General features: G+C 63.4%; 8 protein-coding genes. 7 read left to right on the top strand and 1 reads right to left on the bottom strand.

Annotated elements, in window-relative coordinates:
• Positions 1–2 precede the first annotated feature (2 nt).
• Positions 3–1,742, top strand: coding sequence for a cyclic nucleotide-binding domain-containing protein (locus IPL79_04465; protein ID MBK9070242.1), 1,740 nt, complete (start codon positions 3–5; stop codon positions 1,740–1,742).
• A gap of 19 nt (positions 1,743–1,761) precedes the next feature.
• On the opposite strand, the gene IPL79_04460 is transcribed toward IPL79_04465, so the two are convergent.
• Positions 1,762–2,049: a hypothetical protein gene (locus IPL79_04460; GenBank protein ID MBK9070241.1), complete on the bottom strand. Its 288-nt coding sequence runs from the start codon at positions 2,047–2,049 to the stop codon at positions 1,762–1,764.
• Between the two features lie 103 nt (positions 2,050–2,152).
• Between IPL79_04460 and IPL79_04455 the strand changes: the two genes are divergently transcribed.
• From IPL79_04455 to IPL79_04430, 6 genes are all read left to right on the top strand, one after another.
• Complete coding sequence (locus tag IPL79_04455) at positions 2,153–2,839, top strand: HAD-IB family hydrolase (GenBank protein MBK9070240.1); 687 nt, start codon at positions 2,153–2,155, stop codon at positions 2,837–2,839.
• Between the two features lie 22 nt (positions 2,840–2,861).
• Positions 2,862–4,472 (top strand): DUF2088 domain-containing protein, encoded by a 1,611-nt coding sequence (locus tag IPL79_04450; GenBank protein ID MBK9070239.1) that lies wholly within the window; start codon positions 2,862–2,864, stop codon positions 4,470–4,472.
• Positions 4,473–4,485: 13 nt separating this feature from the next.
• Positions 4,486–9,051 (top strand): AMP-binding protein, encoded by a 4,566-nt coding sequence (locus IPL79_04445; protein MBK9070238.1) that lies wholly within the window; start codon positions 4,486–4,488, stop codon positions 9,049–9,051.
• Positions 9,048–10,025: an NAD-dependent epimerase/dehydratase family protein gene (locus tag IPL79_04440; protein MBK9070237.1), complete on the top strand. Its 978-nt coding sequence runs from the start codon at positions 9,048–9,050 to the stop codon at positions 10,023–10,025. Before IPL79_04445 ends, IPL79_04440 begins: the two co-directional genes overlap by 4 nt.
• Positions 10,026–10,045: 20 nt before the next feature.
• Positions 10,046–10,804: a pyridoxine 5'-phosphate synthase gene (locus IPL79_04435; GenBank protein ID MBK9070236.1), complete on the top strand. Its 759-nt coding sequence runs from the start codon at positions 10,046–10,048 to the stop codon at positions 10,802–10,804.
• A gap of 98 nt (positions 10,805–10,902) precedes the next feature.
• Entirely contained in the window at positions 10,903–13,701 is a 2,799-nt protein-coding gene (locus IPL79_04430; GenBank protein ID MBK9070235.1) for a 2-oxoglutarate dehydrogenase E1 component, read from the top strand.

The following is a 13,701-nucleotide window of genomic DNA, read 5'->3' as shown; positions in this document are numbered from 1 at the left end:
CGATGGCCGCCGATGTCCGCTCGCTACGCGATGCTGCCAATAAGGCGGCGGCGGCGGGGAAATTCAAGAAGGCCGTCGAGCACTATCTGGAGCTTGAGCGCGCCGAGCCTAAAGATGCCGCGTGGCCCAAGCGCACGGCCGAGATGTACCGTCGACTTGGCAAAGATCAGGAGGGCATCGAGGCCTATGAGCGGTGCGTCGCCAGATATGCGGAGGCGGGTTTCCTCGCCCAAGCGATCGCCGTTTGCAAGATGATCTTGCAGCTCGATCCGACGCATTCGCGCGCGGCGGCTGCCATGGCGGATATGAACGAAAAATTGCGTGGCCATACGTCGTCGCGGATGACCAAGGCGATGCCACTGATCGAGCTAAATCTCGATGGTGACGCGCCGGCGTCCGCTGGCGTGACTGGTCCGCCTGCGACCGCGCCCGAGTCCGCGCCAAAGCCGCCTGCACCACCGCCGGCCGCGCCACCGGCGTCGCGCTTGGCGCGCGATAGCCTTTTCGAGGTCAAGCTCGCCGCGACCGACGCGCCCGAAATAGAAATCGATGACGTCGTCGAGCTCGATGACGATGACGCCGTTGAGGTGGTTGATGATGAAGGCGTCGAGCTCTTGATTGCGGCCGGCGACGATGATGGTGGCAACAGCCTTGAATTCGCCATCGAGCCGGCCGAAGGCTCGGATCTCGACATCCAGCCGACCAATCTCTTCAGCTCCTTCCAAGACCGCGGTCGCAGCGGGCCGAGCATTCCGCCCCCCGATAGCGGCGTGCCGCTTAGCGTCTTTAAGTTGGCCCAGGGGGCATATGGCTCGCCCAAGCCGGCGGCCTTTGGTGGCGAAGCCGCGCCTGCGAGGCCCGCATCTCCCGCACCCGAGGTGCTAAATTTATACGTTCAAGAAGTTCCGGACGAGGCCTTCGAAGACCCCGACACCGGCACTTCGCCAACCGCGCAAGATGCGCTGCTTGGGATGACGATGGATACCCTGCGACGGGTGCCCGCCTTTGAGCACGTTCCTGTCGAGCAGATGCGCCAGCTCATCGACTCGATCGAACTGATCAATCTGCCCGAGGGAGAAACGATCGATCTTTCGGCTCAAAATGGCCGGCTGTTCGTCATTTCCGACGGCTCAGTCGAAATTGCGGAGGGCGCGCTCGGGCTTGACCATCGGGGCGCGGGCGACTATTTCGGCGAGGCCGGCGCCCTCATGGGCTGCGCCGATGACGCCGTCGCGTTGGCGCTGGCCGACTGCGAATTTATCGCGATCGAGCGCGACGCCTTTCATGCGTTGCTGTCGGAGAATGCGGAAATCGCGCAACGCCTGGTCGATGAAACCCGGCAGCGCCGCACCGCGCGCTTGCTCGCCCATCATGAGCTGTTCGCGCCCTTCAACTCCGACGATAAAGAATCGTTATTGGCGAAGTTTGAGTTCCGCCGGCTCGCACCGGGTGACGTCGTCGTCGAAGAAGGCGAGCCCTCGAAGGCCCTTTTGGTCCTGCTGACCGGTCACGTGCAAATTCTAGCGAAGGGCGATCTCGTGGGCACGCTGGGACCCGGCGAGATTCTTGGTGAGTCTGGCATGTTGCCCGGCGAGATCTCCCCTGCGACCGAAGTCGTGCTCTCTCGCGCTTGGGCCCTGGAGCTCTCGGACCGGTCGTTTCGCGTCTTGATGATGACGCATCCGCATGTGCTCGAAGTCGTCGGCAACGTCATGGAACGCCGCCGCCGCTTGCTCCCGTAGGGCGCGAGCTGCGGGCCAGCTATTTCGACGATTTTACAGGGGGCGCCGATCCCTCGCCAGGCGTCGCGGGAAACCACGGCGTCAGCGGACTCCAGCCGAGGCTGCTCGCGACGAGCATGGCGGCAAGCAATAAATAGATTGTGCCGAGCAAGGCGTGGCGTCGCCGCGACTGCCCAAACAGCCCGCCGCGTGTCTGGGCGGCATGCTGGGCGGCTTTTGATCGCATGGCCAGCGCAATGCGATAACCGCCCCAACTTGCCACGGCCAGCGCCACCGCCAACGTGAGCCAAAACGGCACTTTCACCATAGGGCGTACCTAACATTGCTGCCCGGGCGGCGCACGCGTGCCCGGCGGGAATTGACACCGCTGCGCCGCTAGGGCAAAACCCTGGTTCACCGCAGGGTGATTCATGCAGCCATCGCCCATAAGTTTTAACAATTCCGCGGCCTTCTATGATGTAGACGGCACGCTGATCAAAACCAATGTGGTGCATGCATTTTCGTTCTACGCGACCCGCCAGCCGTCGCTGCTTGCCACCGGCAAAAAAACTCTAGGCACGGTGCTTTCGCTGCCCTTGTTCGCCGTCGCCGATAAGGTGTCGCGCAAGTGGTTCAACGAGCTGTTCTACGAGACCTATGCCGGCACCTCCGAGGACCGCCTCGTCGTGCTAGCCGACGAGCTGTTTGAAGAAGTGATCTTGCCAAATATTTACCCGCGCACCAAGCACCTGATTGACCAGAGCAAACGCGCCGGCATTCGCCAGGTCCTCGTCACGGGCGGTCTCGATTTCACGATGTCGCGGCTGGCAGCGTATCTAGGCGTCGACGACGTGATCGCCAATCGCCTCGAGTTCCGCGATGGCTACGCGACGGGCAAGCTGCAAAAGCCTTTCGTCGCCGGCGCGACCAAGGCCGACATCATGCGCGCCTATGCCGCGCAACATCAAATCGATCTGTCCAAGTCGTGGGCCTACAGCGATTCGTTTTCTGATTATCCCATGCTAGCCGCCGTCGGCCATCCAACGGCGACCAACCCCGATGCCCGCCTGCGCGCGATCGCGCGCTCGTACGACTGGCCGACCTTAGATCTCCGTTAAAGCCTAGCCCAACGAGTACGCCATGAAACCAGCCCGCCCTAAAACTCGCGCCTCTAACCGCGATCACGTGGTCACCATCGACACCGACTCCGCGCCGCGCATCATGTTCTCGGGCGAGAATTTTCTTTGTGAGGATCTGCCGGTAGGCACGCGCGTCATCTACCCCAAGGCGCCGCTGGCGGGGGTTGCCAATCCCAAGGCCACCATTCGCTATGCGCTGAATCATCCAGAAGACTCTGAGCCGCTGCACGCGCTCTTGCGCCCGGGCATGAAGGTCACCATCGCGGTCGACGACATCTCGATGCCGCTGCCGGCGATGCGGACGCCGGATGTCCGCCAGCTTGTGCTTGAGATCGTCTGCGAGATGCTGGCCGACCACGGCGTTGACGACGTCCACATCGTGATCGCGCTCGCGCTGCATCGCCGCATGCACGACTGGGAAATCCGCCGCATGGTCGGCCCTAAGGTGTGGGCGGATTACTGGCCTGACCGCCTCTACAACCACGATGGCTGCGACCCGGACAACATGGTGGTCATTGGCAAGACGCGCCATGGCGAAATCGTCGAGGTCAACCGCCGCGCCGCCGAGAGCGACCTGGTCATCTACTGCAACCTCAATTACGTGCCGATGAACGGCGGCCACAAATCGATGGCGGTAGGCCTTTGCGGCTACGAGAGCCTCAAGGCGCACCATACGCCGGCCAGCATCGCCAGCTCGGACTCGTTCATGGATCCCAAGCGGTCGACGATTTCGCATTCGTTCGTCCGCCAGGGCCGCGTCGTCGAGGAAAACCTCAAGATTTTTCATATCGAGACGGTGCTCAACAACCGCGTCTTTGACGGCCCGCTATCGTTTCTCATGAAGAACGAAGACGAGTTCACCGAGGCCGATCGACTCAAATTTCAGGGCATGAAGTGGGCGCTTGACCGGCTGCCATTTGCCGCCCGACGCGAGATTTTCATGCGCACGCCTTCGGCCTTTGAGCTGGTGGCTTGCTATGCCGGCGCCTGCGAGCCGGTGCACGATAAGATCCTCGAGAAAAGCTACGAACAAAGCGCGATCGAAGTGCAGGGCCAAGCCGACATCCTGCTGATGGGCATCCCCTACATATCGCCGTACAACGTCAACTCCAAGGCGCTCAATCCCTTGCTAGTGCAGGTAATGGCGCTTGGCTATTTTTATCACATGTACCGCAACAAGTCGCTTTTGCGCGAGGGCGGGGTGCTCATCCTCACCCACCCGTGCTCGGACAAATTCGATCCGGTGCATCACCCAAGCTACATCGAGTTTTTTAACCGCTGCCTCACCGAGACCACGGACTCATACACGCTGCAGACCAAGTACCAAGACGAGTTTGCTTACAATCCGAGCTACGTCGAGATGTACCGCCACGGCAATGCGTATCACGGCGCGCATCCCTTCTTTATGTGGTACTGGGGCCAGCGCGGCCGCGAAAAAGTTAGCCGGGTCATCGCCGTTGGCGCCGACAACACCACGGTGCCGGGCATCATGGGCTGGGAGACCGCGAGCACGGTTGCCGAGGCGATCGACATGGCGCGCGGCACCATGGGGCGTAACGCCCAAGTCACGATGATGCACCATCCACCGTTTGTCATCTCGGACGTGGTCTAGAGAGCTGGTCGCCATGTCAACCTCGCCAACCCCTACACCCACGCGCCACCTTCGCCCGCGCGCGCCGAGCCCCGCGACGCCGCTTTCCGTGTTGCCGGGACCCGCCATCGATGTGGCCGAAACCTTGGCGGGCAAGAACATCTTGCTCATCGGCACCACGGGCTTTGTCGGCAAGGTCGCGCTGTCGATGTTGCTCACCAAGTATCCCGATGTCGGCCGCGTCTACTGCCTGGTGCGGCCGGGCGCGGGCAACACGGCCGATGAGCGCTTCTATCGCAAGGTCGCGACGTCGGAGGCCTTCGATCCACTGCGCGAGCTTCACGGCGACGGCTATGAAGCGTTTTTGCGCCGCAAGATCGTCGCGATGCCGGGCGATATTGGCAATGCGCTGTGTGGCTTTACTGAGGATGACTTTGCGCGCTTTGTCGCCGATGGCGGCCTGCACGTCGTCGTCAACAGCGCGGGCCTAGTGTCGTTTATGCCGTCGCTCGAGAGCGCGCTGCGCATTAACGCGCTCGGCGCGCAGAATGTGCTCGAGACGGCCAAACGCGCCGGCGCGCGGTTGGTGCACGTGTCAACCTGTTATGTCGCGGGCATGCGCCACGGCGACGTGTGGGAGGACGAGCCGATCGTTGGATATTTTCCGCGCCGGGACGAGCTCAAAGACACGGATTTTTCGCCACAGGCCGAATGCGCCGATTGCCAGCGCATCATCGATCAGACGCGCGAGCGTGCCAATGACCGCGCGCACATCTCGCTATTTCGCGAGCGGGCGGCGAAAACGCTCAAGGAACAGCGGCGCGACCCTGACGACGACGGGGCGCTTCGCCTCGGCGTGGCCCGCGAACGCAAGCTGTGGATGAACCAGGAGCTGACGCGCCTGGGCATGGAGCGCGCGCAGCACTGGGGCTGGACCAATACGTATACGTATACAAAGTCGCTCGGCGAGCAGCTCATCTTAGCGGACGACCAAGTCATCTCGACCGTCGTGCGCCCGGCCATCGTCGAGAGCGCGGTGAGTTTTCCATTTCCCGGGTGGAATGAGGGCTTCAACACGACCGCGCCGCTGGTCTATCTCATGCGCAAGGGGCATCGCTCGATTCCCGCCGGTGAGAACACCGCGCTCGACGTGATTCCCGTCGACTACATCACCGCGGGCATGTGGCTCGCCACCGCCGCCGTGCTGCGCGGCGTGCACAAGCCTGTCTACCAGCTCGGCACCAGCGACAGCAACCGCGTCACCTCGCGCCGCGTAACTGAACTCACCGCACTAGCTGTGCGTGGCGAGCAGCGCGGCAAGGCGGCGGCTGGTGAAGATGAGTTTAGCAACCGCGTGAAGGCGCGCCTGGAGGGCCTGGCGGTCAGCTATGACCACTTCAACCGGTTTTCGGCGCCGATGATTCGCCGCGCCGCGGACGCCAGCAGCGCGTGGATCGACAGCAATCTGCCGCGCTGGGGCGCGCCGCGCTTGGAAGCCCTGGCCGAGCGCGCGCAGGAAGAGCTGGCGGGCATCTCGCGCTTCACCGGCCAGGTAATCGATCTCGTCGAGCTGTTTAAGCCATTTAACTACGACCGCGACATCGCCTTTCGCTGCGACAACATCCGCGAGCTGTGGCGCAGCGTGACGCCGTACGACCAAGATGCCTTGTCGTGGGAGCCCGAGCGCATTGACTGGCGCGAATATTGGATTGGCGTCCATTATCAGGGGCTTAAGACCTGGACGTTTAAGACGCTGGACGAAGAATTTGGCGCCAAACCGCGCTCGGTTTACACCCATCGCGATTTGGTCGAGCTGTTCGACGCCACGGTCAAGCTCAACAAGCAGCGGGTCGCCTTGCGCTTTCGCTACGCCAAGGAGCACGGCGATGCCGAGCCCGATGTCTATCGCTACGAACGGGTCGGCGAGTTGGTGGGTAATGTCACCGGCTGGCTAATGGAGCGCGGCGTCGCGCCTGGCGACCGCGTGATGCTCATGTCCGAAAACCGGCCTGAATGGCCGATGGCCTATTTTGGCATCCTCAAGACCTCGGGTGTCGCGGTGCCGCTCGATAGCCAGCTCTCGCTTGCCGAGGTCGTCAATGTCGGCGCCGCGAGTGGCGCGCGCGTGTTTTTGCTCTCGCCACGTCAGGCGATGCGGCTACTCGACGACGCCGGCATCGCGTATGCCGATGGCGAGCCGTTTGCCGTCCTGCGCGCGCGCTTGCCTGCCCACGACGTGGTTGACCTTGGAGAACCCCTGAGCGGCACGCCACCGGCGGCGTGGCCCAACGTCCGCGGCGATCAGGTTGCCTCGCTAATTTTTACCTCGGGCACCACCGGCCAACCCAAGGGCGTCATGTTGACGCATAAAAACCTCACCGCCATGGTGAGTCGCCTCGCCTCGGTGTTCTCGCTGTTTTCGCGCGATGGCTTGCTTTCGGTGCTGCCGCTGCACCACACGCTTGAGTTTTCCGCGGGCCTGCTTATGCCCATGCTGCACGGCAGCTCGATCACGTATCTCGAAGAAATCAACGCCGATGAGCTCGCGGATGCGCTGGCCTCCGGGAGCATCACCGGCATGGTCGGCGTACCGGCGCTGTGGCAGTTGCTCGAGCGCAAGGTCTTTGCGCCCGTGCGCGAACAAGGCCCGCTCTTGCTGCGCGCGTTGGAGAACGCCGTGGAGTTTCACTACAAGCTCGGCGACTGGGCGCCGTGGGGTGGCGCGCTGGGCAAGGTCGCGTTCTTCCCGGTTCATCGCAAATTTGGCGGCCGGCTGCGCCTGTTAATCTCTGGCGGCTCGGCGCTGGGCCCTGACACGATGAAGATCTTCCGCGGCCTTGGCTTTGATCTCTACGAGGGCTACGGCATGACCGAATCTTCGCCGGTGCTCACGGTGACGCGCCCAGGCGACAAGCTCATCCCCGGCTCGGTCGGCCGTGCGCTGCCCGGCCTTGACGTGCGCATCGACGCGCCGGATCACAACGGCATCGGCGAGGTCATCGCCAAAGGCCCCAACGTCATGCAGGGCTATTACAACAACGAGGCCGCGACGGCGCAGACCTTGGCCGACGGCTGGCTGCACACCGGCGACCTCGGGCGCCTCGATGCCGATGGCAATCTGTTTATCGTCGGTCGTAAAAAGGAACTCATCTTGGGGCCGCAGGGCGAAAACATTTACCCCGACGAGCTCGAAGAACTGTACGCCACCTCCGAGTTCATCAAGGAGCTGTCGGTCGTCGGCGTGCCCGCGGGCGACAACGAAATCGTCGGCGCGCTGGTGGTGCCAGATTATAGCAAGCTCGCGCCAGGCCAGGAACGTGAGGCGCTGCGCGAGGCCGTGCGGTCGCACCTTAAGGAAATCTCAAAGACGCTGGCGCCGTACAAACGACTCAAGATTGTTCACCTGTGGGAGCACGACCTGCCGCGTACTTCGACCCGCAAGGTCAAGCGCCGCGAGGTGGTTGCCGAACTCGTGCGCCTTGAGCGAGCAGCCAGCGAAGGGGCGCAGCTCGCCACCGACGCCGCCAACGCACGCGTCGAAAGCGGCGGCCATTGGGTGCGCGATATCGTCGCTAATGTGGCTCAGAAGCCTCGCACCAGTGTTATCGCAACCACGCGGCTGGCAGATCTTGGCTTTGATTCGCTTATGCTGACCGAGCTCGGCGTAGCGCTTGAGGCGGCGGGCGTCGCGTTGCCGGATCCAAGCGAGTTGCTTGCGATTGAAGTCATTTCCGACCTCGAAACGTGGGTGGCGCGGCAAGCGGCGAAGGGTGCCGCCGCCAAGCGCACCATTGCCGCGACGTCGGACGCAGAATCCCGCGGCGTGTGGGGCGGGGGCGAGCGCACGCCGCAGGCGCAGGCCGACGACATCGACGTGCCTGCCTCCGTTGTTCGCGCCGGTCGCGCGATCTTGCGCCGAGGCCAACGCGCACTCTACGACAACGTCTTGCATACCAAGCTCCACGGCAAGATCCACGTTCCGCCGTTTGGCGGCTACATCGTCGCGGCCAACCACAGCAGCCACCTCGACATGGGCCTGTGCAAATACGCGCTGGGGGAGCAGGGCGACGCGCTCGTGGCGCTCGCCGCGAAAGATTATTTTTTCGACGACCCCGTGCGCCGCATGTATTTCGAGAACTTCACCAACCTCGTGCCGATGGAGCGCCATGGCAGCTTGCGCGAATCGCTCGCGGTGGCGTCCGACGTCATTCGCAATGGCTATATCTTGCTGATTTTCCCAGAGGGCACGCGCTCGGAAACTGGCGAAATGATCGATTTCAAGCCGTCGCTTGGCTATCTCGCGATGCAGAACAAATGCGGCATCTTGCCGATGTTCCTCGATGGCACCCACCGCGCGCTACCTAGGGGGGCCTATCTGCCCAAACATCGCGACGTTGCCGCCCATATTGGCCCATTCATGGACTATGCGCAGGCGGCGGCGATCGCCAGCGGCAAATCCAAGGCGACGGGCTATCGCGCCATCACCACGCACGTCGAAGGCATCGTACGCGGCTTGGTCCCACAAGGCTCGGCGTGGATGCTCGGGCCAAGCGGGCGCGCCCCCGCAGCGACGGCTGATAAGCCAGGAGAATCCACATGACCACGAGCGTTGTCGTGACGGGTGCCTCTGGCTTTCTTGGCGAGCACGTCTGTGCGTCGCTGCGCACGCACGGCTATGCCGTAACGGCGATGGCGCGCAGCGGCCTTTCGCCGCTGTCAGCCTTGGGCTGCACGCCTTTGGCTGGTGACGTTATGCACGCCGATTTGGCGGCGGCTTTTGCCGGCCACCGCGCGGTCTTGCATCTCGCCGGCATGGTGTCGCGCAAGGCCGATGACGCGACGACCATGATGCGCTTGCATGTCGACGGCACGCGCCGCGTCCTGCACGCCGCCAAGGCCGCAGGCGTTACGCGCGTGATCGTCGCCTCGACCTCGGGCACGATCGCGGTGAGCAAGTCGCCACAAGTGTTTGACGAAACCTTCCCGTATGCGACCGAAACCGTCGCGGGCTGGCCGTATTATGCGTCAAAGATCTACCAGGAGACGCTCGCATTTGATCTCGGTGCCAAGCTGGGGCTTGAGGTGGTGTGCGTGAATCCGTCGCTGCTGCTTGGCCCAGGCGATCGGCGGCTATCGTCAACCGGCGACGTGCGCAAGCTGATGAATCGGCAGATTCCAACGCTCACCAGCGGGGGCGTTAATTTTGTCGACGCGCGCGACGCCGCGGCCGCGGTGGTCACCGCGCTCGTCGCCGGCAAGGCAGGGCAGCGCTATCTGCTCGGTGGCCCCAATTGGACCGCCGCGGAATTTTTTGGCAAGACGGCGCGCATGGCGGGCGTCACGCCGCCGCTCGTGAAATTGCCGGACAAGCTGTCGCGCTGGGGTGCCTCGGCGCTTGAATTTGTCAGTGATCGTCTCGCCAAGACGCCGACCATGGATCGGGTGTCGGTCGAAATGAGCCAGCACTATTGGTGGTTCGACTCGAGCAAGGCGATGCGCGAGCTTGCGTTCGCGCCGCGCGATCCACTGGTCACGCTGGCCGACACCATTGCCTATCTGCGAACCTCCATCTAGCCATCGCAAACGAGGATCTCATGGCCATCGCCCTCTCGGTCAATCTCAACAAGGTGGCGCTCTTGCGCAATTCGCGCGGCCACGACAACCCCTCGCCGCTGGTGGCGGCCCGCGCCTGCCTCGACGCCGGCGCGCATGGCATCACCCTGCATTGGCGCGCCGACAACCGCCATACGCGCAAGGACGACGTCATCGCGCTGCGCGCGCTTTGCGCCGAGCGCGGCGTCGAGTTCAATTTGGAGGGCGATGCGCGCGCCGAGCTCATCGACCTCGCTGACGAGCTGCGCGTCGATCAATTTACCTTGGTGCCGGTATCGCCTGGTGAAATCACTAGCGACCACGGGTGGGACCTCCCACGCGACCAAGGGCTTATCGCACCCATCATTACGCGCCTGCGCGGGCGTGGCATTCGCACCGCGATCTTCATGGACGCGGTGCCCGGCGCCATGGCCAATGTCCCCGCAACTGGGGTCGATCGCGTCGAGCTGTACACCGAACCCTATGCGGCGGCGTTTGGGGGCCCTGACGAGGACCGCGCCTTTGACCAGCTTGCCGCCAGCTGCGCCGTCTTGGCACAGCAGGGCATTGGGGTGAACGCGGGACACGACCTCGACTTGCGAAATCTGCCCCGAATGGCTACGCAAATATCTAATATTAAAGAAGTTTCCATTGGCCATGCGCTTATTGCCGATGCGCTTTATCTGGGCCTGGCCGAAACGATTCGGCGCTACCTGCGAGCGCTTGCGGGCGAGCGGGTCCAGGCGCCAACCACGCGATAGCGACTGTGCCCCGGTTCGCGCGCAACTCCTGAAATTCGCGACAAAAACCCCTGGCCTGCATGTGCGGGCCCGGACAGGCGGATTACAATAGAATTGCCATGCCACAAGACCTGCTGGGCCTCGCAGCTTCGCGGGGATTTCTCGACGAAATTTACGACACCTACCGCAACGATCCAGCCAGCGTCGATGAAAGTTGGCGCGAGCTGCTGGCGAGCGAAGAAGCGGGCGCGGCGGCGCCTTCTTTGCGCGGCCGCTTTCCAACTGTCACGCTGGATCAACCCGCGGTGCTAAATGGCACCAACCCATCCAATGGCCGCCGCACGCGTCGCGCGCTGCGTGCGCTTAAAAATAGCAGCGGCGCCGTCGCCTCGCTGATCAACGCGTTTCGCTCCCATGGCCATCTCATCGCGGAGCTCGATCCGCTTGGCCTCATGCAACCACCTGCTGCGCCCGAGCTAACCTTGGGCGAGTGGGGCCTGGCGCCAGATGACGAGGTCTCGCTGCCGCTGGCCGGCTTTTCGGGTCAGTCCGCCGGCGAGCTCGAACGATTTTTGAAACAGACCTATGCCGGCGCGTTGGGCCTTGAATTTATGCACATCCCCGACGCCCGCCGCCGTAGCTGGTTGGCCGAACGGATGGAGACCAGGCACATCACGCCGCTCGCCGCCGACGTTCGCCGCACGATGCTGCAGTATCTCGTCAACGCCGAAGGCTTCGAGCGCTTCTGTCACGTCAAGTATCCCGGCACGAAGCGCTTTTCGCTGGAGGGCAGCGAGTCCTTGGTGCCGCTGCTCGACCTCGCGCTCACGCGCGCCAGCGAGCTAGGCAGCAAAGAGGCCGTCATCGGCATGGCGCATCGCGGCCGGCTGACCGCGCTCGAAACCATTTTGAAGCGCCCGGCGCGCGATATCTTTTCGGAATTTGAAGACGTCGAGCCCGAGGCGCAGCTCGGCGGCGGCGACGTGAAATACCACCTCGGCTATTCGACCGATCGTACCTACGCCGACGGCCGCAAGCTGCACCTGTCGCTCGCCTTTAACCCCAGCCATCTCGAAGCCGTCGATCCCGTCGTGCTCGGCCGCGTGCGGGCCAAGCAATCGCGCAGCGGCGAATGGCAGCAGGGCAGCACGTTTGGCGTGTTGGTGCATGGCGATGCCGCGTTCGCCGGCCAAGGCCTCGTCGCCGAGTGCTTTAATCTCATGGGCCTGCCGGGCTATCGCACTGGCGGCACGCTGCACGTCGTCGTCAACAACCAGGTCGGCTTTACCGCGTCACCGCAGGAGGCGCGTTCGACGCCATATTGCACCGACATCGCCAAGATGGTCGACGTGCCGGTTTGGCACGTCAATGGCGAGGACCTCGACGAGGTGGCCCACGTCGTCACCATGGCGATGGAGTACCGCCACTTGTTTCAGAGCGACGTCATCATCGACCTCTACTGTTATCGCCGCTACGGCCACAACGAGATGGACGAGCCCGGGTTTACCCAGCCGCTCATGTATGACCGCATCCAACAAAAATCATCAGTGGTCGAGCTTTATAGCCACGTGCTCACCGCCGACGGCGTGCTGGCCGACGCCGACGTCAAGACCATGGTCGCCACTCGCCATGCCGCGCTCGAGGTCGAGCTCGCCGCCGGCAAGTCGCAAAGCCGCCGGCCGCGCACGCAGGCCATGGCTGGCGTGTGGCAAAACTTTGCGGGCGGTCCCTACGCCGCGGCAGGCGATGTCGACACCGGCGTCTCGCGCGAGGACCTGCTCGCCATTGCGACGCAGCTAACCGCGGTGCCGGCTGACTTCTCACCGCACCCTAAGCTGCTGCGCTTGCTCGAGCAACGCGCCCAAATGGGTCGCGGCGAGCGTCCGATCGATTGGGGCATGGGCGAGATGCTCGCCTATGGCTCGCTCATTAGGCAGGGCACCAATGTTCGCCTCAGCGGCCAAGACTCGGCGCGCGGCACCTTCTCGCATCGCCATGCACATCTCGCCGATATCAAGACCGGCCTTGAGCACAACACCCTGCTTGGCTTTGGCAAGGGCGGCGCCGCGTTCAAGGTCTTTGACAGCCCGCTGTCGGAGGCCGGCGTCATGGGCTTTGAATACGGCTATTCGCTCGATGCGCCTGATCACCTCGTGATGTGGGAGGCGCAGTTTGGCGATTTTGCCAACGGCGCGCAGGTCATCGTCGACCAATTTCTCGTCGCGTCTGAAGACAAATGGAATCGCCTCAGCGGCCTTGTGCTGCTCTTGCCGCACGGGTTCGAAGGCCAGGGCCCTGAGCACTCAAGCGCGCGCCTCGAGCGGTTTTTGCAATCGTGCGCCGAGGACAACATCCAAGTCGTGCAACCGACGACCACGGCGCAGATGTTTCACTTGTTGCGCCGCCAAATCATGCGGCCGTGGCGCAAGCCCCTCATCGTGATGACGCCCAAGAGCTTGCTGCGCTTGCCGGCGGCGGCGAGCCCGATCGAGGACCTCACCAGTGGCCGCTTTCAAAACGTCATGGTCGATCCGGCGCCCGGCAAGACCTGCGAGCGCGTGGTGTTTTGCAGCGGCAAGATTTACTACGAGCTGGCGGAGTCGCGGGCGGCGCGCGGAGCCCAGAGCACCGCCATCGTGCGCATGGAGCAGCTCTATCCCTGGCCCGAGGCCGAGCTTCGAGCCGCGTTGGCGACCATGCCCAAGGCCAAGGAATTCATCTGGGTGCAAGACGAGCCCGGCAACATGGGCGCGCAATTCTTTACCGTGCCGCGGCTTAGCGCGCTGGCCGGGAAAGCTGTCACCGCCATTTCGCGCGATGACAGCGGCAGCCCTGCGACGGGCTCGCATAAGGCGCACGCGATCGAACAGGAACGCATTTTATCAGCGGCATTTGGCAAGGTTTCCTCCGCCGCCTAG

The organism is Myxococcales bacterium (genome assembly GCA_016716835.1).
GTDB lineage: Bacteria > Myxococcota_A > Polyangia > Haliangiales > Haliangiaceae > JADJUW01.
Note: the sequence above shows the minus strand (reverse complement) of the source record. Positions and strands in the feature narration are given on the sequence as shown.